Raw genomic sequence first — 24986 nt, forward strand, 5'->3', positions numbered from 1 at the left:
GTGAGGATTAAAAACCTGCCGACTTATGAGATAATAAAGGTATCCATGTTGAAGGGGTATGCGTGTGAACAAATACGAAATCAGAACGCAGCGGAAAAAAGAGGCGATCATGCGAGCGGCTCTGGAGCTGTTTCGGGAGAAAGGCTACACGAATGTCAGCATTAACGAATTGGCGGCCACTTCGGGCGTTTCCACCGTATCGATCTACAATTATTTTGGCAGCAAGGAAGGGTTGGCCAAGGAATGCGCGCGCATTCTGACGCTGGAAACGACGCAAACGGTGAAACGTTTGTTAAACGAAGGCATCGGCTTCAAAGAGAAGCTGCTGCAGGCCGTGGAGCTCTGCTCCGAAATGCCGAACGAGCTGTTGGAGCGTTATTTCTCGAAGGAAGCGATCGACGACAAGGTGTTCGTGGAACTGCTTCATGCAAGCGCGAACGAGATTCGGTTGGACATTCTGGAGGCGTTCATCGAAAGCGGCAAACGGGAAGGAGCCATCAACGCTTCGATCTCTACGGAGACAGTGCTGGAGTTTTTAGGCGCCGTCGGCAGCATACTGTCACGGTGGGGAACGGCCTCCAAACACCAGGCAAAAGCCGGCGAGCTGTATAAGCTGATGCTGTACGGGTTGATCGGACGTTAAGAGAGTGACAGACAAAGAAAGGGTATGTATCTCCTTCAAGACTGCCTCCTACGCTCCTGAATCGCCCATTGGCGGGTTTAACCTTGTCATTTCAGGAACGTATAGCAGTGAAAGGAGGTACATACCCCTTACAGCTTATGGATCGATTATCCTGTAAAGCAGCTTAAAGTGCCGCATTAAGCCAATCGCGTCTTGAATTCCTCATACCCGAATTCGCGAACGACCTCGCAATCTCCATCCTTCTTCCGAATGGCGATGGCGGGAAGGGCCATGCCGTTAAACGTCGTATTTTTGACCATCGAATAGATCGCCATATCCCCGAAGACGAGCCGATCGCCGATCTTGAGCGGCCGGTCGAAGGAATAATCGCCGATAATGTCGCCCGACATGCAGGTCGAGCCGCCGAGCCGATAGAGGAACGGCTTGTCGCCCGGCTCCCCCGAGTCGATCAGAGGGGGACGATAGGGCATCTCGAGCACGTCCGGCATATGGCAGGAAGCGGAAGTGTCCAGAAGCGCGATCTCGATGCCGTTGCGCACCGTATCCAGGACGGTGGACACCAGGAACCCCGCGTTGAGCGCTACAGCCTCTCCCGGCTCCAGATAGACCTCCAGACCGTACTTCTCCTGCATGCGCTTGATGCACGACTCCAGCAGCGGAATGTCGTAATCTTCCCGGGTAATATGATGGCCTCCGCCAAAATTGATCCATTCCATCTGCGGGAGCCAGGCTCCGAACTTCTCTTCCACGGCCTGAAGCGTAACGGCGAGGTCGTCCGAGTTCTGCTGGCACAGGGTGTGAAAATGCAGGCCGGAAATGCCGTCCAGCAATTCCGGACGGAACTGCTCCAGCGTCACGCCGAAGCGGGAGCCCGGAGCGCAAGGATCGTAAAGGCCGTGCCCCTGCTGCGTAGAGCATTCGGGGTTGATGCGCAGGCCGACCTTCTTGCCGGCCTGCAGCACCTTATCCTTGAACTTCTCCACCTGGGAGAAGGAATTGAGAATAATATGATCGCACAGCGAGATAATCTCATCGATCTCATCGTCGCGGTAAGCCGGCGAGAAGACGTGGTTTTCCTTCCCCATCTCCTCTTGTCCCAGGCGAGCTTCGTGCAATCCGCTTGCCGTCGCGCCGCTCAAATATTCGGCAACGAGAGGGTACATCTTGTACATGGAGAACGCTTTTTGCGCCAGGATGATTTTGCATCCGGTGCGGTCCATGACTCCGCGCAGAATCTTCAGGTTTTTTTCCAACAGGGCTTCGTCGACAACGTAACATGGAGTGGGCAGCTGATCGAATTTCATCGAATTAGGCATGCTCCGCTACGAGTTCTTTTTCCGTCTCCGGGATTCGATCGGCATCGACCAGCAGCGGGTTATGATCTTCCTGCCAAGGCAGTCCCCACTTGTTCAAAGCTTCCATGAACGGGTCCGGATCGAACTCTTCGATATTGTATACGCCCGGCTTGTTCCACTTGCCCGTCAGAATCATCATGGCGCCGATCATGGCAGGAACGCCGGTCGTGTACGACACGGCCTGGGAGCCCACTTCCTCATAGCATTCCTCGTGCACGCACACGTTATAGACGTAATAGGTTTTGTCTTTTCCGTCCTTCTTGCCCTTGAAGATGCAGCCGATGTTCGTCTTGCCCTTCGTGCGAGGTCCCAGGGAAGCGGGATCCGGCAGCACGGCTTTCAGGAATTGCAGCGGGATGATCTGCTTGCCTTCGAACTCGATCGGCTCGATCGAGGTCATGCCCACGTTTTCCAGACATTTCAGGTGAGTCAGGTAGCTCTGGCCGAAGGTCATGAAGAAGCGGATGCGTTTGACGCCCGGGATGTTGACGGCCAGGGACTCCAGCTCCTCATGGTACAGCAGGTACATATCCTTCTGGCCGACTTCCGGGAAGTCGTATACCCGCTTGATCTCCATCGGCTTCGTCTCGACCCATTCTCCGTTCTGGAAGAAGCGGCCGTTGGCGGTCACTTCACGGATGTTGATCTCCGGATTAAAGTTCGTGGCGAACGGATAGCCGTGGTCGCCGGCGTTGCAGTCGAGAATGTCAATATACTCGATTTCGTCGAAGTGATGCTTTAACGCATACGCGGAAAATACGCCTGTGACGCCGGGGTCGAAGCCGCTGCCGAGCAGCGCGGTAATGCCGGCCTTCTCGAAGCGCTCGCGATATTCCCACTGCCAGCTGTACTCGAACTTCGCCGTATCCTCCGGCTCGTAGTTCGCCGTGTCCATATAATGCGTTTTGGTGGCCAGGCAGGCATCCATGATCGTCAAGTCCTGATACGGCAGCGCCAGATTAATGACGATGTCCGGTTTGACCCGCTCGATCAGGGCGATGAGCTCGTCCACGTTGTCGGCGTCGACTTGCGCCGTCGTGATTTTCGTTTTGCCGCCGTCCAGCTTGGCTTTTAACGCGTCGCATTTGGACTTGGTGCGGCTTGCGATGCAGATTTCCTCGAATACTTCGCTATTTTGAACACATTTGTGGATCGTGACGGAGGCGACCCCGCCGCAACCGATAATTAGCGCTTTACCCATTTTTCATTTCTCCCAACGTTTATAAAATGCGAGCAATAAGAAAAAGCAAGCCGAAGACGCTTCGATCGCGCACATCGCTTGCTTCAATATATTTATCCTGATTAAAAAGCAAAAAGCACGCTCGCAGCACACGCTGACGGCATACTCCTCTACTTGCCATGTGAATGACATTTCAGTAGGAGCTTCTTAATATTCAAAATATACCCGGTTGATTCAGAGTCCAAATAGCAAATAATCACTATGCCACTCTTATTGACCGTTTCACAAGTTGTGTGCGGATATGCACTGGTTGTAAAGTAACCAACTCATAAAATTTGAGCTTTTAACTCAATCAATAAGGCAACGTATGTTGCCAATCGGCATTTGACCCGGCTGTCCGTTGGCCTCAACTTCTTGTCGGAAGTGGTCAAAAATTATCTGCTGACAGTGAATCTCAGTTTTTGAAAATTAATAGCTTCCTAATCTACGAGGTTTATCATATCAGTATACCCGACAATAATCAATCATAAATTCAAGCGAGGGTATATTGCGGAGTGCGGGTGAAGCATTTCATCGAACGGTCTTCCATAAATAAAGGATTGCATTCTGAGAGGAGTAGCTTTATAACTAAATTAGAATGATTATCATCTGAAATTAATTCTATTTACAGGGGTGACCGGAATGGATACGGTAAGTGCAGGCGCGGGAAAGTGTCCCGTGCATCACGGAGGCGCGACAAGCCACAGCTCCGGCGGTACGACGAACAGAACCTGGTGGCCGAATCAATTGAACTTGAACATCCTTCACCAGCATGACCGCAAGTCCAACCCTATGGATGAAGGCTTTAATTACGCCGAGGAATTCGGCAAGCTGGATTATCAGGCGCTGAAGCAGGATCTTCGCGAGCTGATGACGAACAGCCAGGACTGGTGGCCGGCGGACTACGGACATTACGGTCCGCTGTTCATACGGATGGCCTGGCACTCCGCGGGCACGTACCGGACGGGCGACGGGCGCGGCGGAGCCGGCTCCGGCTCGCAGCGGTTCGCTCCTCTGAACAGCTGGCCCGACAACGGCAATCTCGACAAAGCCCGCCGGCTGCTGTGGCCGATCAAGCAGAAATACGGCAACAAGATTTCATGGGCCGATCTGCTCGTTCTTACGGGCAATGTCGCGATCGAATCGATGGGCGGCAAGACGTTCGGTTTCGGCGGCGGCCGCGAGGACGTCTGGCATCCGGAAGAAGATATCTACTGGGGCGCCGAGACGGAATGGCTGGGAGATAAGCGCTACACCGGCGACCGCGAGCTTGAAAATCCGCTTGCCGCCGTGCAGATGGGGTTGATCTACGTCAATCCGGAAGGCCCGAACGGCACTCCGGACCCGCTGGCCAGCGCGCGCGACATTCGCGAGACGTTTAAGCGGATGGGAATGAACGACGAGGAGACGGTAGCGCTCGTAGCCGGCGGACATACGTTCGGCAAGGCGCACGGGGCGGGAGACGCCGCGCTTGTCGGAGCGGAGCCGGAAGGGGCCGCCGCCGAGGCGCAAGGCTTGGGCTGGATCAGCGCGCACGGCTCCGGCAAAGGCCGGGACGCCATCACCAGCGGCATCGAAGGCGCCTGGACTCCGAATCCGACGCAGTGGGACAACGGATTTTTCGAGATGCTGTTCGGCTACGAGTGGCAGCTTACGAAGAGCCCGGCCGGAGCGCATCAGTGGGCTCCCGTGAATCCTGACGCGGCGCATCTTGCTCCGGACGCCGAAGATTCGTCCGTTCGCGTGTCGACGATGATGACGACCGCGGATATGGCGCTGCGCGCCGATCCGGCATACGAGAAGATTTCGCGCCGCTTCTACGAGAATCCGGACGAGTTCGCGGACGTATTCGCCCGCGCGTGGTTTAAGCTTACGCACCGCGATATGGGGCCTCGCGCCAGATATTTGGGTCCTGAGGTTCCCGACGAGGTTTTGATCTGGCAGGACCCGATACCGGCTGCGGACTATCGATTGACGGACGCGGAAATCGAGGATCTGAAAACGAGAATTTTGGACTCCGGACTTACGGTCGGCGAGCTGGTGACGACGGCTTGGGCTTCGGCCAGCACGTACCGCGGCTCCGATATGCGCGGAGGCGCGAACGGCGCGCGAATCCGTCTGGTTCCCCAGAAGGATTGGGAAGTCAATCAACCCAAGCAGCTGGCGAAGGCGATCGCCATCCTGGAGGCTATCCGGGACGATCTGGACAAGAAGATCAGCCTGGCCGATCTGATCGTCCTGGGCGGCAGCGCCGCGGTGGAGCAAGCGGCGCGGGATGCGGGCTTCGAGGTGAGCGTTCCTTTCACGGCGGGACGCGGCGACGCGACGCAAGAGCAGACCGACGTGGAGAGCTTTGCGATGATGGAGCCGGTCGCGGACGGCTTCCGCAACTATCAGAAGAAGCAGTACGGCGTAAGTCCGGCGGAGCTTCTGATCGACAGGGCGCAGCTGCTTAACCTTACCGCGCCGGAGATGACGGCGCTTGTCGGCGGGATGCGCGTTCTGGGCACGAACTTCGGCGGCACCCGGCACGGCGTATTCACCGATCGCGCGGGCACGCTCACGAACGACTTCTTCGTTAACCTGCTCGACATGGGCGTACAGTGGAAGCCCGCGGACGGAGGCGTATACGAAGGACGCGACCGCAAGACGGGCGAGGTTGTGCGGACGGCGACCCTCGTGGATCTCGTGTTCGGCTCGAATTCCGTTCTGCGCGCCATCGCCGAGGTTTACGCCCAGGACGACAGCCGCGAGAAGTTTGTGCGCGACTTCGTTGCCGCCTGGGTCAAGGTCATGAACGCGGACCGTTTCGACTTGAGGTCATGATCTGCAGATTCGCCGGACCGGTCGGATCGCTTGAATAGAGAATTTTTATCAGATGAAGCGAAGAGCAGTATTGGGCAACCGAATACTGCTCTTTTTTTCGCAGTTATCGAGGCGGACCCGGCGCGAACGGGTCGTCGGCGGCGTAACGGTCGGCGCTTTTGGGTATTATGAACGTGTCACAAAAAAATATTGACAATTTTATGACAATGGGACTATTGTTAGGGCAGTAATCTTAGTCGAATACTTAGGGAATAAGGAAGGGGAACGAAATGGATAAAGTGGAAAACAATTTGCTTTCGGCCATCGAAACAAACTGGTTCAGCTTTATTGTTTCTATCGCTGTATTTATCGTTTTGTACTATTTGGCCCGCAAAAGGGTCGGATTCGGCACAAGAGTGCTCGTGGGGATGGGCCTCGGCGTCGTGGCGGGCATTATTTTTCAGTCCTTCAAGTTCGAGTTTCAGAGCGTGGCCACGTTCGGGACCATCTATGTCAACCTGATTCGGATGCTGGTCATTCCGCTGGTTTTCGTGTTGGTGCTCAATAGCATCGCCTCCTTGACCGGCATCAATCAGCTTCGCACGATTGGCGTCAAGACGATAGCCTGGTTCCTCGGCACGACGGGGGTTGCGTCGATTATCGGCTTGATCGTCGCTCTGCTCTTCAACCCCGGCTCGGGGATCCAGCAGGAGACTCCGGAAGGATTCGCGGCGCGGGAAGTGCCGACGTTCTCGCAGGTTATTCTCTCCCTCGTGCCGTCCAACCCGGTCAGCGACGCGGCGGACGGCAAGGTGGTGCCTGTGCTGATCTTCGCGATCTTCGTGGCGGTTGCGATCCTGAAGGTCTCCTCCAAGAACGCGGAAGCGGTACAGCCAATCCGCACGTTTATTCAGTCCGCGACGCAGGTCATGCACGAGGTCGTCAAATTTGTCATCCGTCTTACCCCTTACGGCGTATACGGACTGATCGGGGCCATGACCGCACGTTACGGCTGGGAGACGCTGCAGGAGCTCGGAAGCGTCATCGTCACCTCCTACGTAGCGCTTATCGTGCATGCCGTGCTGATTTTCGGCGGGCTGCTGCTGCTGGTGGCGAAGGTGAATCCGCTGCGGTTTTTCCGCAAGGTCTATCCGATGCTGGCCGTCGCCTTTACGACCCGGAGCAGCTACGCGACGCTGCCGATCAATCTGGAGGTCATCACGAAGCGCCTCCATGTTTCGCCGCGAATCGCCAGCTTCGTCGCGCCGCTTGGTTCCTCGATGAACTTCAACGGATGCGGAGGCGTCTGGCCAGCCATCGTCGCCGTGTTCACGGCCGAAGTGTTCAACATTAACCTGAGCGTGACCGACTACGTGATTCTCGTGCTCGTCAGCATTATTTCTTCCGTAGGCGTGGCAGGCGTGCCCGGTCCGGCGACCATCTCGACGACCGTGGTGCTGACCGCGCTGAATCTGCCGATCGAAGGCATGGCCATTGTTGCCGGCGTGGAATCGCTGATCGATATGGGCCGGACCGCGGTGAACGCCACGGGAACGACCGTCACCTCGGTGCTGGTTGCCAAATCCGAAGGCGAATTCGACCGCGAAGCCTTTAACCGCGACGACGACGAACAGCTCGAGCTGAACCCGGCTTAAGCCGCAGCAGCTAAAGCTGCCTAAATCGGACAGCCATTCCTGCCTGCAGCGCGGGATTGGCTGTCCAATTTTTTTATCCTTATCCTGAATCGTCTCCGACAAAAACGCGTTCAATGCTTAAAACGACAAAAAACCACTCTCGTTTTATTTGAAAGTGGTGGGATCTACTTATAAAATTTTTCAAGTACATTCAGTAAATCCTCATCATGCAACTTTCCTAGATAACTCAGAATTTTGTCGTGATGAAGAGGAACAAACTGCGAACATCGAGCAACCGAGGGTTCCTTCAAACCGGCTTCTCTCCAGTGTTCGATAATAATGTCTTTGTTATCGTATTGTCTTTCATCATGTGATGTTACTTTGATGACGATTGACCTGTCTTCTCTAGTATGCAAAATAATCCCTGGCCTGCCTTTTTCCTCTTCCATGTCATCAAAAGGATAGAGAACAAAATAAATATCGCCACGATTATGGTACATTATTTATTATTGCTCTCTCCTTTACGATGACGGAACTCTTCTTCAAGACGTTTGAGATTATTTTCAGCCTGTTCCCATATGTCATCAATTCTAAGATCAACTTGTGCATTAGCTTCCTTAAGTTTCTCTGGAACCGTTGCCATATCTTTCGCCTCTTTTTTATGTTTTTTTTCCATCATACCGCCTCCAAGAATCAGTCTTGGATTAAAATATGATTTAAAAATAAATCATATGCTATCAATCTCATCACAGAAGTAATGCATAAATGATAGATAGAGATAGATAAACCTAACATGTGTTTACATTATGCCACATATATTTCCAATTGTACATATTGGAGCGAAAATACAATTCTGAAATGGATCATTTTTTGATTTAAAACGGCGGAGGTTTCGAGCTTCTTTTGCTCTCGGTTTTCTTGTTCTTGTGATTGACTTCAAAAACGTCTCCGGAAGTTGAAATCACCGTTGCGCATTAGCTGAACCGTCAATCCCTCTTGCAACCACCCTGGCCCATGACTATAATAAATCGTGTACGATACATTAAATCGCTTCGAGGAAGTTGACGGATGAAGAAGGGCTTAAGCCGCCACATGCTGGTTGACGAGATTTATGCGCTCGTCAAAGAGAAAATTATCAATCATGAGATTGCCCCGGGAGAAAAAATCAACATCGATCAATTGGGACGCGACTTGCAGGTGAGCAATATTCCGATTCGCGAGTCTTTGGCGAGACTGGCGGCAGAGGGTTTGGTCGACACGATTCCGTTCAAGGGAATGTTCGTGACCAAGCTGTCGCTGCAGGATTTGGATGAGATGTTCGAGATTCGCGCCGAGCTGGAAGGCTTGGCGATCCGCAAAGCCGCGCCCCATATTCCGGTCAAGAAAGTCGAGAAGCTGCAGTCGGATATGCGGAAGTGGGCGGACGCAGGGCTGGCGGACAACGGGGAGAGAATCCGGTTTGTAGCCAAGATGAACGAGAGACTCCACGGGCTGATTTTGGAATATTGCGGGAACAGTCTGCTGCGAGGCTTGATCCGATCCTATATCGAGAAAGTCCAGAGATACTTGAGCTTGTCCCGCACCGACCTGGAGCAGGCCATCGTCCAGCTGGAGTGGGAAGAGCACATGCGGATCGTGCAAAGTCTGGCCATGCAGGATGCGGAGGCGGCCGGACAGGCGCTGGAAGCCCATTTGAGGAACTCGCATGCCCGGACAAGAAAGTTTCTCTGAGTGGCTTTCTATCCGAATCACCCGAGATGATTTGATCGTTATCCCGCCGCCCTTCAAGGACGGCGGAGCCAGGTTTTATCGCCCTTTTTTTTGCATTAAATCATACATGATACATTATTAAAGCGGAGGTGTCGCCAGTGAGCATTGCCGGGAAAACTGCGATCGTAACCGGGGGAGCGTCGGGAATAGGAGAGGCGATCGTGCGTCTGTTCGCGTCGAGCGGGGCAAAGGTGGTGATCGCCGATTGGAACGGAGAGGACGCCGATCGCCTCGCGGAACAATTGCGGAACGCGGGAGCCGACGCTGCAGTTCTACATACGGACGTCTCCAAGGAGGCGGAAGTCGAGGAGCTTGTGCGAGGAACGCTGCAGCGGTTTGGGCAAATCGATATTGTGGTGAACAACGCGGCGGCCATTATGCCCAAATACTTGGAGGAGTTCCGGGAGGAAGAGTGGGACCGGATTTTTAACGTGAATCTGAAAAGCGTCTTCCTAACGATCAAGCATTCGATTGCGGAGCTGAAAAAAACGCGGGGCTCCATCGTCAACATGTCGTCCCTGAACGGCCTGGTCGGACAGCGGATGAATCCCGTCTACGCGGCCACCAAGGGCGGGATCGCCGCCTTGACGAAGTCGCTGGCGCTGGATTACGCGCCTTACGGCGTGCGCGTCAACTGCATTTGCCCGGCCGGCGTCAGCACGCCGCTGCTGCAGCAATGGATACGCCGGCAGGACGACCCGGAGGCGATCGTGCAGGAATTAAACGATATGCACGCGTTGGGAAGGCCGGCGACCGCCGAGGAGGTCGCGCAAGCCGCGCTGTTTCTGGCCGGACCCGCCGCCGGCTTTATTACGGGCGTTGCGTTTCCCGTGGACGGAGGAGCTTCGCTCGGCTATTGATTGGCAACGACTAACGACATGAGGAGCTGGAACCAATGAGGATTACGAAAGCGGAAACGTTTGTCCTGCACGTCCCGATTACGCCTCCGATTACCGACGCCATTAACGCGGCGACCCACTGGGGGCTCGCGGGCATCCGGATCTATACCGACGAAGGATACGTAGGCTACGGCTACACGGGCACGTGCGCGGAAGGCGACGACATGATCGTCGACACGATCGAGAAGTATTACGTGCCGCTCCTGATCGGCAAAGACCCGTTCATGGTCAGAGCGCTGTGGGACGAGATGCGCTACGGCAAAATGCACTGGATCGGCCGGGCGGGCATCACGCATATGGCGCTGGCCGCCGTCGACATCGCGCTGTGGGACATTATGGCGAAGGCTTCGAACAAGCCGCTCTGGCAATATCTCGGCGGGGCGAAGTCGCAAGGCATCAAGGCGTACAACACCAACGGCGGCTGGTTGAACTGGAGCAAGGAGCGATTGCTCCAGGACGTCGCGGCCATCGTGGAGCAGGGCTTCACCGGCGTCAAGATCAAGGTCGGCAAGCCGGACCCGCGGGAGGATTACGATCGGTGCAAAGCGGTCCGCCAAGAGATCGGCGACGACGTGATCTTCATGATCGACGTCAACCAGCAATGGAGCCTCAACACGGCCATGACCTGGGGCAAAAAGCTGGAGGAATTCGACCTGTTCTGGCTGGAGGAGCCGCTTAATCCGGACGATATCCTCGGGCACAAAAAGCTGGCCGACGAGCTGAACGTTCCGATCGCGCTCGGCGAGCACGTCTACCACAAGTACGCGTTCCGGGACTATATCCACTACGGGGCGGTCGAATACTGCCAGGTGGACGTAACCCGCGTCGGCGGAATCACGGAATGGCTGCAAGTCGCGGGGCTGGCCGCGGCCTACGACGTGCAGATCTGTCCGCACGTCGGAGATATGGGGCAGATCCACCAGCATCTCGTCGCCGCTACGCAGAACGCGACCATGCTGGAGTATATCCCCTGGATTCGGCATATTTTCGTGGAGCCGGCCACCGTCAGGAACGGGTATTACGCGCTGCCGGAAATGCCGGGCGCTTCGACGGAAATCATTCCCGAGCAGTTCCAAAAATATCGAGTACGATAGAGAGGCGGGAGCGATCCTTGAGAATCGATGCGCATCAGCATTATTGGCAGCTGTCGCGCGGGGATTACGACTGGTTGACGCCGGAGCTCGGCGCGCTGTACCGGGACTTCATGCCGGACGATCTGGAGCCGATCATTCGGGAGCGGGGGATCGACAAGACGATTGCGGTGCAAGCGGCTCCCACAACGGCGGAAACCGAATTTCTGCTGGGACTGGCCGAGAAGCACGAATCCATCGCCGGCGTGGTCGGATGGCTGGATTTAGAGAGCGTCCGTTTCGAGGCGCAGTTCGAGGCTTATCGAAAGCATGCCAAGTTCGTCGGCGTTCGCATCATGCTACAGGATATGGAGGACGCCGAATGGCTTCTTCGCCCGGACGTCACGAGCCGGCTCCGCTGGCTTGCGGATCGCGATTGTCCGGTAGACTTGCTGGTCAGGGAGCACCAGCTCCCTTGCGTCGCCAGGCTGGCCGAAGCCGTTCCCCGTTTGCGGGGAGTCGTCGATCATATTGGCAAGCCGAATATCGCCGCGAGGTCGATAGATTCCTGGCGCGTGGGGCTGGAAAAGATTGCGGGAAATCCGAATATGTACTGCAAATTGTCGGGGATGGTGACGGAGGCGGATCATGCGAGCTGGAAGCCGGACGACCTGACGGAGTATGTGGAGCACGCGGTGCGGGTTTTCGGTACGAAGCGGTTAATCTACGGCAGCGACTGGCCCGTGTGCTTGCTCGCAGCGTCCTACGCGCAGGTGGTGGATATCGTGGAACGTTATTTGGCAGGCTTCCCGGAAGCGGATCGCGACAACATTTTCGGCCGCAACGCGGCCAGGTTTTATAAGCTCGAAGTTTAAGATAAAATCGGCTCGGCACGAAGAGGCTGTCCCCTAAGCAGAGCTGCTTGAGAGAATCGAAAGACAAAGCTGGGAGATCCATACCTCTTGTTTATCGATTATCTTTCAAGGCAGCTTAAGGAGCTTAGGCGACAGCTTCTCTTTACGTTCTCTTTACACCGTTGACGAATCTCCAGCGGTTAGCGGGAGCGAATGAAGCCCAAGCCGTGCCGCAAGCAGACCCTTCCGGCTGCGTTCCTTACCATGGCGCCTTGCGCGGAGGCAGCGGGTCGACGGTCATCGCCATGCGGTTGCAGAGACTCTGCATCAGCTCGAGCTTTACCGCGGCGTATGCGCCGTCTTCCCAGACGTTGCGATTCTCGCCGGGATCCGCTTGCAGATCGTACAATTCTCCGAAATTATCGGTATGATAGAGTACCAGCTTATGCCGCTCTGTTCGTACCATAGTCGCCCAAGCCCGACGATGATCGTGCGGGAAGTTGGCATCGTAAGACTCGCAGTACACATCCTCGCGATGCTTGGACGTTTCCGCTTTTTGTCCGCTTAGCAGCGGCCATAGGGACTTGCCCTGCATCCCCCCATAGATCGGCGATTTAGACGCTTCCAGCAGCGTTGGCGCCAAATCGGCCAGCTCGACCAGAGAAGAGAGACGGCGGCCGCCCTTGATCCCCGGCCCACGGACAATCAGCGGCACGCGTATACTGCAATCGTAGAAATGCGGTCCCTTCAGATACATCCCGTGATCGCCGAGCAGCTCGCCGTGATCGGACATGAAGATGACGATCGTATTGTCCAGTTGACCGCTGCGTTCGAGCGAATCGAGCATGCGCCCCACCTGGTCGTCGATCAGATCGCACATCGCCCAGTAAGCGGCGCGAATCAGCCGATGATCGCGCTCGTCCATGTCCGAAGCGGCCAAATGTCCTTTCATGCTGTACGCGCCTTCCCGATCGATGCGCTGATAGATCGGCTTATTATCGAGTTCTCCTTCCAGATAGTTCGGCAGCGGAATCTCATCCAACCTCTCCAAATATCTTTCCAGATATTTTCTCGGCGGATCGAACGGATGATGGGGATCGAACAAGTTAGCAAGAAAAAACCACGGCTGCTCATAGCCCGCATTCGTTTCGATAAACTGCACGGCTTTCTCCGCGCACCAGGTCGTCTGATGATCTTCGGCGTCCGAACCATAGCTCACATGCCGGGACCCCTCGACCGACTGCGGCGAGTACATTTTGCCCTTTGCGTTCAGCCACTGCGTATATTCGTTCGTCGGCCAATCGCCATTCGGGTGATGCGACCAGAAAAACTGATCGAAGCCGTCGTCGATCCGCCGTTCCGTTCCCTTGTTGACGGAGGGATGGCAGGCGGACAAATGCAGCTTGCCGGCAAGGCCGCAAATATAGCCTTCGTCGGAGAGCAGACGCGAAATCAGCTTTTCGTCGGCCGGTATATCCTGGCCGTTAGCCCGGCATCTTGTCGTTCTCGGATAACGTCCGGTCAGAAAGCTGGCTCGGCTCGGCGTACACACCGGGCTTTGGCAGAAGGCTTGCTCGAACAGTACGCCTTCTGAGGCCAGGCGGTCGATATGCGGCGTATTCACCCATTCGTTTCCGTAGACGCCCAGCGTATCCTGCCGCTGCTGGTCGGTGCAAATCCATAAAATATTCGGTTTCATTCGCTCTCATGCCTCCGATCCTATTGGGCAAGTCGGCGGCTTCCGGCGCAATCCTCGCAGGAAGCCGCCTGACTGACGTTATTACTTCTTGTACTGGGCGGTATACGCTTCGTTGTAGATCTCCAAATACCGCTTCAAATTCATGCCGTCCAGCGTCGAGATGTAGGTATCCCAGTCCTTGTCCAGCGACAGGTTGCCGAAGATAAAGCGGGTCATGCTCTCCTTCACATAGTCCATAATCGTCTTCTGAAGCATGGTCAGTTCCGCCGCCTGGGCCTCGTTGAAGAAGATTGGGGGAACCTCCTGCTCCTTGGAGCTTTTATAGGGCTCATAGTAGTTCACAGTCGCTTCATAAAGCTTGCGAGGCACCGATATTTCATCCGCGGCCAGTCCTTCGAACATTTCCTTGGAGAAGTGATACGGCACCGATTGCATCCAGGAGTTGTTCTGCAGCGTGCCGAAGCCGATCAGACGAACCCAGGTGGCCGGGCCGCCGTTCAAGCCGACCGCGCCTTCCTCCGGCTTCTTCCAGCCGACGCCTTCCGAACCGATATTCGCTCTCCGCGAGATCTCGTCGTTGAACAGGGCGTCGCCCCAGCGGAAAGCCAGCTCGGGATCTTTGGCGCTGCTTGTAATCAGGAAATTTCCCCCGGCATTGTTGTAATAATGATACGGCGTCTGCTGCAGCCCCGACGGTCCCTTCAGAGGCGGGACCGCGACGAAGTCCTTCCAGCGGTCCTTGCTCGCATCGGTGAACTGCGCCAACGCTTGAGAGGAGACGACGCCGACCGTCGGCTCTCCGTTCTCGACCTGCGCGACGAGCTGGCTGTTGTTCTGGGTGAACGCTTCGCTGTCGATCAACCCTTCCGCGTACAGTCTGTGAAGGTAAGCCAGTCCTTCCTTGTAGCCGTCTGCGATGAAGCTGGCGTCAATCTTGCCGTTCTCGTCGAGTAGAAGCTTGTTGGAGGTCAGCTTGTTCAGCACAAAGGAGTTCATCAGGAAGCTGTCGACATTCGTCATCATGTCCTGCACCCCGCCCGACATCGGAATTTCGTCGTTTTTGCTGTTGCCGTTCGGATCCATCGTCTTAAACGCTTTCAACACGTTTTCGAATTCGTCGGTCGTCGTCGGCATCTCCAGATTCAGCTTCTTCAGCCAGGGCTCGTAAATCCACATTTTCTGCGGCGCCAGCGTATGCGGGTTGCGATCGATGCCGCTGAGCGAGTATATACTGCCGTCCGGCGCCGTGATGGCCTGCCTGACCTCGGGATATTTTTCAAACAGCCTCTTCGTTTCCACGCCGTACGTATCAATCAAATCGTTCAGCTTCAGGAAAATGCCTTGCTGGCCATACACCATCTGCTGGGACGTGCTGACGCCGAAGCCGACGATCACATCCGGCAGATCCCCGCTGGTCAGCGCCAGATTCAGTTTCTCCTGGGCCTCCTGCGGCGGAGCGAAGCTCCAGTCCACGTGAACGTTGGTCAGCTCCTCGAAATATTTCGTGAAATCGTTCGTTTCGTAATCCTGAACATACGGAACTTGCACGGCCAGCACCTTAAGCGTCGCCCTTTCCTTCGACAGCGGGAACGTACCCGCCGAATCGGCTGGTTCGACAATCCCGGCGAGGTCGCTGTTGGTACTCGTCGGAGACGCCTCCGGGCCTCCGTTCGAACAAGCCCCGAGCAGGGCCGCCAAGGCGACCGCAAGCGCAAGAGTGAACGTTTTTCTCATCTTATTACCCCCATGGAAGAAGTTAGCCTTTCAGAGCGCCGATCATAACGCCCTTAACGAAGAAACGCTGCACGAACGGATAGATAATCATCATCGGCAGGGTCGATACGACGATCAGACAATACTTGAGCAGCTCCGCAAGACCGAGCATTTTCGCCGAATCCGCCGTCTCACCCATAAAATCCGTGGTCAGCTGACTTCGCACCAGAATGTCTCTCAGCACCAACTGCAGCGGATATAGATTCGGTTTGCTCAAGTACAGCATCGCATTGAAATATTGATTCCAGTGCTCGACGGCGTAAAACAGCGAGATGACGGCAATAATCGGCGCCGAGAGCGGGAGCACGATTTTCCACAGGAAATAATAGTCGCTGCAGCCGTCCATCTGCGCCGCCTCCAGCAGCTCGTGCGGAATCGTGCTCTGAAAGTAAGTCCGGGTGATGATCATGTTCCAGATGCTCAGCGCCGCCGGCAGCCATAGCGCCCAAGGCGAATTGAGCAGGCCGGCCCCCTTGACCACCAGATAGGTCGGAATCAAGCCGCCGCTAAAAAACATCGTGAAGGCGAACAGCAGCATAATCGGCCCGCGTCCCTTCAGATCCTTCCTCGCCAGCGGGTATGCGGCCAGAATCGTAATGACCACATTGATGAAGGTACCGACGCCCGTGTAGCCGACGGATCGCAGAAACGCATTCAGAAACTCGGGCTCGTCGAATACGGCTTGATAGCCCTCCAGACTGAACCCGACCGGAAACAGGACCACCTCGCCCGCCGTTACCGCCTCCTTCGCGCTGAAGGACGAGCTGAGGATGAACATGACCGGATACAGCACGACAATCAAAATCGCCGACAAATAAAGGTAAACGAGGAAGCTGAACGCGCGGTCTCCCCTGGCGTTTTTCATCTTGGCAATCTCCATCGTTTTTCCCACCCCCTTGCTACCACAGGCTTGCTTGCCCCGCTTTCTTCGAGATTCGGTTGACGGTCATGATCAGAATGAAAGCGAGTACATTTTTGAAAAGACCGATGGCGGACGCATAGGAGAAGTTCGGAATCATGGATTTCAGCCCCATGTTGTACACGTAGGTGTCGATGATCTCCGACGTTCTCATGTTCAGCGGATTCTGCAGCAGCAGCACTTTTTCGAAGCCCAGATCGAAAATTCGTCCCGTCTCCAAAATCAGCAAAATCATCGCCATCGGCAGTATCCCGGGCACATCGATATGCCGCATCCGCTTCAGCTTGCTGGCTCCGTCCATGACAGCGGCTTCGTGAAGGGCCGGATCGACCCCTGACAGGGCAGCCAGATAGATGATGCAGGAGAATCCCGTATGCTGCCACACGTCCGACCAGACATAAATGCTTTTGAAGGCCGACGGATCTCCCATCAAATTGGGCAGCTGCGCGTCCACTCCCAGCAGACCCAACAGAGCGCCGATCGGACCGGTCTTCGGGGAAAGGAACTGCATAATGATGCCGACCACGACGACGACGGAGATGAAATGGGGCGCATAGGTCACCATTTGAACCCAATTTTTAAAGCGGGCGTTGGCCACATAATTCAGACTGAGCGCCAGAATGATCGGAAACGGAAAACTGACCAGGAGATGGTACAGACTGAGGCCCAGCGTGTTGCCCATGATGCGCCAAAAATCGTACGAATGGAAAAACTGGCTGAAATATTTCAGTCCGACCCATTCGCTGCCCGAGATCCCCTTGACCAGGTTGTAGTTTTTGAAGGCGATCTGGGCGCCGTACAGCGGAAAATATCGAAATACGATCAAGTACGCCAGAGGAAGCAGCAAAAGCGTATACAGCTGCCAGCCTCGCAGCGTGCGTCTGATGGAAACGTTCCAGCTCGTGATGCTCATCCCCCTCTGTCGTTTGTCTATTTGCCCGGCCGGGACTGAGCCTTACTATAGGGGGAAAGAGCGGACGCGGTAAAGAGGATGCTTTGACAAGGCCTGCAATTCTTGGCCGGGGGGAGGGGACGCAAGAATTGCAAGCGCTTCAAATATTGCATATATGCAACGGGCGGCCTTGTATCAAGCGCCGTTTTGCTCTCGGTAGGCATTGGGAGTAAGGCCCGTGACGCGCTTGAATGCCCTGCCAAACGTATTGGCGGAGTGATAACCCACGGATACGGCGATCTCTCCGACCGTCAGGTTTTTTCCCGTCAGCAGGAGCTTGGAATTTTCGATACGTTTTCTCTCCAGATAGTCGAAGAAATTGATTCCCGCGTACTCCTTGAATCTTCGCGACATATACGTTTCGGTCACGTTGAAGCGCTCCGCCAGATACGTCAGGGACATCTGCGGAACGGTGTAATGCTCGTCGACGCAACGGAGGTATTGTTCGAAGTCCTGCCGTTGACGCTGCTGCTTGCGCTCCCGGGTCAGATGGCAGCTGCGAAGAAGCAGCCTGCGCAGCGCCCGGAATTGCCGCTTCGGATCGCCGTTCCATTCCTCGCGGGCCAACTCCGCGCCCAGCCCCTCCAGGCCGATCAACTCAGCCGATTCCGACAGCTTGATCAAGCTGCCGGCAAAATCCATCACAAACACCTGCAGTAAATACCTGGGCAATTGGCGGCTCTCGAAGTTTTCCCGGTCCAACTCGTCGAGCAGCTGCCGCAGCTCTTCCTCGTTGCTCGATTTGACCAGATGGAACAGCCTGGCCTCGGCATTGTCGGGATAATAATACACATGGTTCGGAAGGGGCGCCTCCTGATGCCACAGGACAACGCTGTCCCTGCCGGTGACCGCCGCCCGCTGCGCCTCCCGGAAGGAACGGGCAAGCTCCTTGCGCTGCCGGCAGAAGCTTCCGGCGGCAAGGAGCGTCCGAATGCCGAATTTCTCCTTCAGCTCCCGCTGCACCCGGCGCAGCAGCCGATCCGTCCATTCGGCGAGCGCGCGCTCGTCCTTCTCGTCGAAATGAAACAGCAGCGCCAACTGGGCGTCGTCCGTGTCGTGAACGCAGCAGAACGATTCGCGCTGCAGGTACTCGCGCACGATCGCTTTCTTTTCATTCAGCCTGCCGACATCCCTGCGGTCGCTCTCTTCGTATTCCGTGGACAGCGTCAGCACCGCCGCCAGATGAAAGCCCCCTTCCCCCCAGTCCAGCTTCAGCTCGGTCAGGAGCGTCTTGATCTCGGCTTCGGAGGCAAAGTGCCCGCGCAGCAGCCGATCGAAAAACGATGATCTCAGCAGCGGCAGCTGGTGTCTCATCCATACCTCCATCTCCTGATGGGTATCGATCAGACCGGAGACGACTCGCTGAACGACCCTAAGTACATTGCCTTTCATGCGAAGCGACTCCGGGGCGTGCCTGGCCACGGCATTTATCAGCCCGTGAACCGGCTTGCTGCTGCGGTAGGCGAACTGCAGCGCAACCAGCGCCGCCGCGATCATGAACAGAATCAGAATGGTGATGCTGACTTCTTTGATGTAGACGATTTTATTGAGCACGATCGCCTTCGGTTGGGCTGCGACGTACATCCAGCCGTTATAGGGAGACGTTACGTAAGTGACCATCATCTCCTCTTCGCCGATCTTCTCCTTCCGTACCCCGTCGGAAGAGGGCAGCGTCAGGGGATGGACGGCGGAATCGGTCCCGTCTCCTCGCAGGGTCGCCAGCAGCCGGCCATCGGCATCGGCGATGTACGCCCAGCCGTTTCCGATCGTGAGCCCGCGCAGGAGCTGCTGGATCTTGTCCTCCCGCAGCAGGACCAGCGCGGTTCCGCTGGAGTAATCCTTAAAGCCGAACGATTGCAGGTAGGCCAGCGCGGAGTAGGCTCTGTTCCCCAGAATCACCTTCGAGGCCGGAACCGGCTGACGGAGATAGTAGTTGTCCGAAAGCCGGCTCAGGAATGCCTCGTCTTCGGGATAGGAGAAGATCCGGGGGAATTTGGACATCGTGCCGATGAAATTATTGTTCAGAATGAGCCCGTTATCGGGGAAAAAAAGAAAGAAATCGAGCACATAGTCATTCGTCGTCCAATAATCCTGCAGCTGTTTCTTCGCCCCAAGCACCTTCAACAGATTTTCGCTTTGGAACGGGTCGTTCAGCAGGTTAAGATTTTGAATGTCCGGCTGCTCGGCGATTTTTTGCAAAAAGCCGTCCAATGAGCGCAATTGGCTGTCGACCGCTTTCATGCTTTGGCCGAGCAGCACCTGATTCGATTGCTTGGTCTCGGTTTCCAGTACGAGGGAGGTTTTCTGATAGATGAGATAGCCAAATACGGACGACAGCAGCATAATAACCAGAAACGGCAGCAGGTTGCCGAGCAAAATCCTTGTATGCGGTTTTAGCGTCGCGAGCGCCACCATTAAAGCTCCTCCTTGTCTGCTTGCAGCTCCCGGTCGGGAAAGCGGCAGGATTGGCGGACCGTCAAATGCGCGGGCACGACGACCGTCTCGAAGGCGGAGGGGATGCCCTCGCGAATGCGCTTCAGCAGCAGCTCCACGGCTAGCGAGCCCATTCGGGCCGAATCCTGGGCGATCACCGTCAGCAGCGGATGAACCCGGGCAAGCAGCGGAAAATTGTCAAAGCAGGCGAGCGCCAAATGGTCGGGAACCTGCATGCCGCGGCGCCGCAGCTCTTCAATGGCCTCAATCGCAGTGAATTGATTCGTCAGCAGCATCGCCGTCGGGTAGGGCCTTCCTCGCGCCAGCATTTCCTCTACCAGCCTTTGTCCGTTCTTTTCCCGAATGAGCAGGCGTTCCTCAAAGCAGCCCATGCGCCGCAGCTCCTCCACAAAACCGTCCGTCCGCTGCGAGGCGACGGAATTGTTCCGGTCTTCGGCAACGACGATACGCCGGTGCCCTTGCCGAAACATATGGGCTGCGAGCTCGGCCGCCTTCAGCTTATTGTCCGTGGCGACATGATCGCCGGGAAAACAGTCGGGATCGGGCCGATGGCCGATGGTGATATAGGGGATGCCTTGCCGGCGCAGCAAATGCAGGTGCCGATTATCCTCCTCCTGGGCCGGTGTCATCACAATTCCGTCGACCTTGGACGAAATGGCTGTGCGGACGTATTCCGCCTCCCGTTCCAGCCGGTCGCCTGACTGGCACAGGTAGACGCGGTAGCCTGCCTTCCAGGCGGCCTCCTCGACCGCTTCCGCCATCAAGGCAAAATGCGGGTTGCTTAGATGGCGCACGATAAAGGCGATGGTCTTCGTCTCTTTTCTGCGCAGGCCGCGCGCCACTTCATTCGGCAAGTAATGAAGCTCGGCGGCGATTTCGCGGATCAACCGGCGGGTGTCGGCCGACATGCGGCCCGTTCCGCGCAGGGCATGCGTCACTGTCATCATTGAAACGCCGGCCCGTGCGGCAATATCTTTAAGTTTGACCATAGAGACCCCCCATTTAGTAAGCTATGAACGGCTGCCCGACCGCTTCCTTAATCGAAACCGCTGCTTGATTTAACGTTAAACCATTAAAACTCAGCTCTTTTTTTTGATTTTACCATTGAGTTTGGCACTTTCCTAGCGGAAAAAGAGAGCCCTGCAAAATTCAATAATCTAACGTTTGTTGACTACGTTCTTGGGTTTGTTGTCTGGAACGAGGCCGTGCATTTTCTATACAATGGCATCAATCAGACGAAGCAGCATGTGAAATGTATGCGTTTGCGTAACTGCTGAAAGCGCGTACAGGCAGAGCGCGAACATATGCAAGGGGGGCTAACGCATGAACGCAAAGAGTGAGCGCAGACGCTTGAGGACGCGCTGGCGCACGCAGGATACCGAGTTGACGCTTCTGGCCTTGCCGACGACCGTCTGGTATATCCTGTTCTGTTTTCTGCCGATGTTCGGTCTCGTGATCGCCTTTAAGGATTTCAAGATTCACGGGGGATTTCTGAGCAACGTCATCCACAGCCAATGGACCGGGTTCAAAAACTTCGAATTCCTGTTCAAGTCGAACGACGCCTGGGTCGTCATCCGCAATACGCTGGGCTACAATATGATCTTTATTATTCTGGGCATCGCGATTCCCGTCATCCTGGCGCTGATGATCGGTCAGCTGCACAGCGGCAAAGCCGGCAAAATCTATCAGACGCTGATGTTTCTGCCGTATTTTCTGTCCTGGGTCGTCGTTTCCGCCATTGTGTGGTCCTTCCTCAGCTTCGACAAGGGGATCGTTAATCAATTCCTGGCCGGCCTGGGCATGGACCCCGTGAACTGGTATATGGAGCCGAAATACTGGCCTTACTTCCTCGTTTTCATGAATGTGTGGAAGGGCTTGGGCTACGGGATGGTCGTCTACCTGGCAACCATTACCGGCATCGACGGCACGTATTACGAGGCGGCCGTCATCGACGGCGCTTCCAAGTGGCAGCAAGCGCGGTTCATCACGCTGCCGCTCATGAAGCTGGTTATCGTGATGATGTTCATTCTGGCCGTAGGCCGCATCTTCTATACGGATTTCGGTCTGTTCTTCCAGGTGCCGCGGGATTCCAACTCGCTGTTCAACGTCGCGACTACCATCGACGTTCTCGTGTACAAGCAGCTTAAGACGGCTACGGTCGGGATGGCTTCCGCCTCCGCGTTCGTGCAATCCGTGATGGGCTGTCTGACCATTCTGTTGGCCAACTGGATCGTTCGTCGCGTGGATCCGGACAGCGCCATGATGTAGGGGAGGGAACGGGAAATGAAAACGAGTACGGGATACGAGTCGGGCCTCGACAAGTTCAACCGAATCGGAACCGCCACGAATTGGGGCTTCCATCTCATCTTTATCCTATTGGCGTTGTTGTGTCTCGTGCCCGTCCTGGTGGTTCTGTCCATCTCGCTGACCGGCGAGGCGGCCATCCGCAACGACGGCTACCACTTTTTCCCGACGGCTTTCTCCGGAGAAGCCTACCAGTACATTGCCCGGCAAGGGCAGATGATCACCCGGGCGCTTGGCGTCTCGGTGCTCGTTACCGCCTTGGGCACCGTACTGGGCGTGGTGCTTACGACCTCGATGGGATACGTCCTCTCCCGGCCCAATTACAAGCTTAAAGGGCTGCTGACCTGGATCGTATTCATTCCGATGGTGTTTAACGGAGGCCTGGTGTCCAGCTACTATATCAACTCGAATTTGCTGGGGCTGAAGGATACGGTGTGGGCGCTGATCCTGCCGCTGGCCGTCTCCTCCTTTAACGTCATCATTTGCAAAACCTTCTTCCGAAGCACGATCCCGGACGCGCTGATCGAATCCGCCGAGATCGACGGAGCGGGACAATTGCGCATTTATCTTTCGATCGTCCTGCCGATCTCGCTTCCGGTGCTGGCCACCATCGGCCTGTTTCTCTGCTTCGCCTATTGGAACGACTGGTTCCAATCGATGCTGTACATCGACAACCAGAACCTGTACTCGCTGCAGGCTTTGCTGAACAGTCTGATGAGCAACGTGGACGCCCTGGCGAAGAATGCCTCCAGCATGGGGGTCAGCTACGCGGAGCTTGTCGCGACCATGCCCAAGGAATCCGCGCGGATGGCCGTCGCCATCGTCATCGTCGTTCCCGTGGCGATCGCCTACCCGTTCTTCCAGAAATATTTTATTTCCGGTCTGACGATAGGCGCCGTGAAAGGTTAACCCGAAATAAGCCGGCATTTGTCCGGTTTATGATATCCGCCGCCGACTGTGGACGGCGGAAATGATAACAGAGAGCAAAGGGAGGAAATGGGAATGAACAGAACGAAGAAGAAATGGCTGACCGCCGGCGCCGCCGCGGCGCTGCTGACAACCGTGCTTGCGGGCTGCGGAGATTCGAATTCCAAGTCCGAGCCGAGCAGCGGCAGCAGCGCGCCTGCCAGCGCCAGCGCGCAAACGGAACCGAGCCCATCCGCCGGTTCCGGCGAGGCGCCTACGCTCGTATGGTGGACGATCGGCGGCCAAGTGCCCGCCAACTTCGACAAGGCGATCGCCGCGATGAACGAATACACGGCCGAGAAGATCGGCGTGAAGATCGACATCAAGGTAGCCAGCTGGGGCGACTGGGACACGAAGATCAATACGATCGTGAACACCGGCGAGCCGTTCGACATCATGTTTACGAACAACAGCAAATACAGCCAGCAAGTGAACATCGGCGCGTTCGCCGATCTTACCGACCTGGTGCAGAGCGAGACGCCCGACCTCTACAACTTCATTCCCCAGAAGGTGTGGGACGGAACAAAGATCGGCGGGAAAATCTACTCCGTGCCGACGTATAAAGACTCGTCCTTGACCCAATACTGGGTGTTCGACGACAAGTACGTGCAGAAATACGGCATCGACACGGCCGGCATCAAGACGCTGCAGGACCTCGACAAGCCGTTCCGCGACATGAAGGCCGGCGAAGGCAAAAGCTTCTATCCGCTGCCGCTCACCCAAGGCGACGGGTTTAACGGATTCTTCAACGGCTACGACGACATGACGCTCGGCCTGCCGCCGATCGGCGTCAAAGTCGACGACGCTTCCCGCCAAGTCGTCTCCGTGCTGGAGCAGCCGGAAGTGATGAACGATCTCAAGCAGCTGCACCAATGGTACAAGGACGGCATCATCAATCCCGATGCGCCGACCAAGACCGAAGCGGACAAAGGCCGCCCGTTCTTCGCGGCGCAAGCGTTCCCCGGAGCGGAAGCCAGCTGGCAGATCAATGAAGGCGTCGAGAAATACGACATGTTCCAGATCTTCGGCCCGATCTATACGACGAGCACGATCCAGGGCTCTCTGAACGCGATCTCGGCCAACTCGAAATACAAGAACGAAGCGCTGAAGTATTTGCAGCTGGTCAATACGGATCCGAAGCTGCGCAATATGCTGGCCTTCGGCGAGCTGGGCGCCGACTACAGCAACGTGGACGGCGAGAAAGTGATCGAGCGCACGTCGGATACGTGGCCGCTGGCCGCCTACACGCAAGGCACGTTCTTTAACCTGGCCGTTACGAAGGGCGCTCCGGTCGATCAGTGGGATCAGGTCCGCAAGCTGAACGATCAAGCGACCTCCTCCACGAACCTGGGCTTTGCGCTGGACATCAGCGATCTGGGCACCGAAGTCGCCAATACGAAAGCAGTATGGGACAAATATCGCTATGAGCTGCTGACTGGCGCTTCCGACCCCGAGACGATGGTACCAAGAATCGTCTCGGAGCTGAAGGCCGCCGGCATGGATGCGCTGACGAAGGCTGCCCAAGAGCAGATCACTGCGTATTTCGGCTAAGCTCCGCCAGACATCTATACCGGAAAACCCGAACGGAGACAGCCGTTCGGGTTTTCTGGCACAAATCGGCATTGCTTTTCTCGATCAAGACGGTATATGGTGGAGCGGTAGGGCGCGTC

The 24986-nt window shown here is 56.0% G+C and carries 20 protein-coding genes; 10 read left to right on the plus strand and 10 right to left on the minus strand.

What is annotated here, in order from left to right:
* Positions 1-64 precede the first annotated feature (64 nt).
* The gene (locus tag ACFFT4_RS16840) at positions 65-643 is read left to right on the plus strand and encodes a TetR/AcrR family transcriptional regulator (RefSeq protein WP_378049557.1); all 579 of its coding nucleotides are present in this window, start codon (positions 65-67) and stop codon (positions 641-643) included.
* A 176-nt stretch (positions 644-819) separates the two neighbouring features.
* Here the strand turns inward: ACFFT4_RS16840 and nspC are convergent, their stop codons facing one another.
* Both nspC and ACFFT4_RS16850 read right to left on the minus strand, forming a co-directional pair.
* Positions 820-1947: a carboxynorspermidine decarboxylase gene (gene nspC / locus ACFFT4_RS16845; RefSeq protein ID WP_378049559.1), complete on the minus strand. Its 1128-nt coding sequence runs from the start codon at positions 1945-1947 to the stop codon at positions 820-822.
* Positions 1948-1951: 4 nt separating this feature from the next.
* The gene (locus ACFFT4_RS16850; protein WP_378049561.1) at positions 1952-3199 is read right to left on the minus strand and encodes a saccharopine dehydrogenase family protein; all 1248 of its coding nucleotides are present in this window, start codon (positions 3197-3199) and stop codon (positions 1952-1954) included.
* A gap of 660 nt (positions 3200-3859) precedes the next feature.
* Between ACFFT4_RS16850 and katG the strand changes: the two genes are divergently transcribed.
* Both katG and ACFFT4_RS16860 read left to right on the plus strand, forming a co-directional pair.
* Entirely contained in the window at positions 3860-6043 is a 2184-nt protein-coding gene (gene katG / locus ACFFT4_RS16855; RefSeq protein WP_378049563.1) for a catalase/peroxidase HPI, read from the plus strand.
* Between the two features lie 269 nt (positions 6044-6312).
* Complete coding sequence (locus ACFFT4_RS16860) at positions 6313-7677, plus strand: dicarboxylate/amino acid:cation symporter (protein ID WP_378049564.1); 1365 nt, start codon at positions 6313-6315, stop codon at positions 7675-7677.
* Between the two features lie 164 nt (positions 7678-7841).
* On the opposite strand, the gene ACFFT4_RS16865 is transcribed toward ACFFT4_RS16860, so the two are convergent.
* Together ACFFT4_RS16865 and ACFFT4_RS16870 are read right to left on the minus strand one after the other, a co-directional pair.
* Positions 7842-8156: a type II toxin-antitoxin system PemK/MazF family toxin gene (locus ACFFT4_RS16865; protein ID WP_378049565.1), complete on the minus strand. Its 315-nt coding sequence runs from the start codon at positions 8154-8156 to the stop codon at positions 7842-7844.
* Positions 8156-8332 carry a hypothetical protein gene (locus ACFFT4_RS16870; RefSeq protein ID WP_378049567.1) on the minus strand — a complete coding sequence of 59 codons (177 nt, stop codon included), beginning with the start codon at positions 8330-8332 and terminating at the stop codon, positions 8156-8158. The genes ACFFT4_RS16865 and ACFFT4_RS16870 overlap by 1 nt, the downstream gene beginning before the upstream one ends.
* 392 nt (positions 8333-8724) lie before the next feature.
* Between ACFFT4_RS16870 and ACFFT4_RS16875 the strand changes: the two genes are divergently transcribed.
* The 4 genes from ACFFT4_RS16875 (at position 8725) to ACFFT4_RS16890 (ending at position 12270) form a co-directional block, all read left to right on the plus strand.
* A complete protein-coding gene (locus ACFFT4_RS16875; protein ID WP_378049569.1) occupies positions 8725-9387 on the plus strand; it encodes a GntR family transcriptional regulator in 663 nt (220 codons plus the stop codon).
* A gap of 137 nt (positions 9388-9524) precedes the next feature.
* The gene (locus tag ACFFT4_RS16880; RefSeq protein ID WP_378049570.1) at positions 9525-10286 is read left to right on the plus strand and encodes an SDR family NAD(P)-dependent oxidoreductase; all 762 of its coding nucleotides are present in this window, start codon (positions 9525-9527) and stop codon (positions 10284-10286) included.
* Between the two features lie 35 nt (positions 10287-10321).
* The gene (locus ACFFT4_RS16885) at positions 10322-11419 is read left to right on the plus strand and encodes a mandelate racemase/muconate lactonizing enzyme family protein (RefSeq protein WP_378049572.1); all 1098 of its coding nucleotides are present in this window, start codon (positions 10322-10324) and stop codon (positions 11417-11419) included.
* A 17-nt stretch (positions 11420-11436) separates the two neighbouring features.
* On the plus strand, positions 11437-12270 hold the full coding sequence (locus ACFFT4_RS16890; protein ID WP_378049574.1) for an amidohydrolase family protein: 834 nt from the start codon (positions 11437-11439) through the stop codon (positions 12268-12270).
* A 238-nt stretch (positions 12271-12508) separates the two neighbouring features.
* Here the strand turns inward: ACFFT4_RS16890 and ACFFT4_RS16895 are convergent, their stop codons facing one another.
* From ACFFT4_RS16895 to ACFFT4_RS16920, 6 genes are all read right to left on the minus strand, one after another.
* Positions 12509-13948 (minus strand): sulfatase family protein, encoded by a 1440-nt coding sequence (locus ACFFT4_RS16895; protein WP_378049576.1) that lies wholly within the window; start codon positions 13946-13948, stop codon positions 12509-12511.
* Positions 13949-14029: 81 nt separating this feature from the next.
* Complete coding sequence (locus tag ACFFT4_RS16900; RefSeq protein WP_378049577.1) at positions 14030-15682, minus strand: extracellular solute-binding protein; 1653 nt, start codon at positions 15680-15682, stop codon at positions 14030-14032.
* A gap of 22 nt (positions 15683-15704) precedes the next feature.
* Complete coding sequence (locus ACFFT4_RS16905; RefSeq protein ID WP_378049579.1) at positions 15705-16601, minus strand: carbohydrate ABC transporter permease; 897 nt, start codon at positions 16599-16601, stop codon at positions 15705-15707.
* A 19-nt stretch (positions 16602-16620) separates the two neighbouring features.
* Complete coding sequence (locus ACFFT4_RS16910) at positions 16621-17553, minus strand: ABC transporter permease (RefSeq protein WP_378049581.1); 933 nt, start codon at positions 17551-17553, stop codon at positions 16621-16623.
* Positions 17554-17727: 174 nt separating this feature from the next.
* On the minus strand, positions 17728-20007 hold the full coding sequence (locus ACFFT4_RS16915) for a helix-turn-helix domain-containing protein (RefSeq protein WP_378049583.1): 2280 nt from the start codon (positions 20005-20007) through the stop codon (positions 17728-17730).
* Positions 20007-21035, minus strand: coding sequence for a LacI family DNA-binding transcriptional regulator (locus ACFFT4_RS16920; RefSeq protein WP_378049584.1), 1029 nt, complete (start codon positions 21033-21035; stop codon positions 20007-20009). The genes ACFFT4_RS16915 and ACFFT4_RS16920 overlap by 1 nt, the downstream gene beginning before the upstream one ends.
* A gap of 334 nt (positions 21036-21369) precedes the next feature.
* Here ACFFT4_RS16920 and ACFFT4_RS16925 point away from each other — a divergent pair, with 334 nt between their 5' ends.
* The 3 genes from ACFFT4_RS16925 to ACFFT4_RS16935 all read left to right on the plus strand — a co-directional run bounded on the left by ACFFT4_RS16925 (position 21370) and on the right by ACFFT4_RS16935 (position 24867).
* On the plus strand, positions 21370-22314 hold the full coding sequence (locus ACFFT4_RS16925; protein ID WP_378049585.1) for an ABC transporter permease: 945 nt from the start codon (positions 21370-21372) through the stop codon (positions 22312-22314).
* A gap of 15 nt (positions 22315-22329) precedes the next feature.
* Positions 22330-23259 (plus strand): carbohydrate ABC transporter permease, encoded by a 930-nt coding sequence (locus tag ACFFT4_RS16930; protein WP_378049587.1) that lies wholly within the window; start codon positions 22330-22332, stop codon positions 23257-23259.
* Between the two features lie 93 nt (positions 23260-23352).
* Positions 23353-24867, plus strand: a complete 1515-nt coding sequence (locus tag ACFFT4_RS16935) for an ABC transporter substrate-binding protein (protein ID WP_378049589.1) — start codon at positions 23353-23355, stop codon at positions 24865-24867.
* Positions 24868-24986 lie beyond the last annotated feature (119 nt).

The organism is Cohnella cellulosilytica (assembly GCF_042431195.1).
GTDB classification, from domain to species: domain Bacteria; phylum Bacillota; class Bacilli; order Paenibacillales; family Paenibacillaceae; genus Cohnella; species Cohnella cellulosilytica.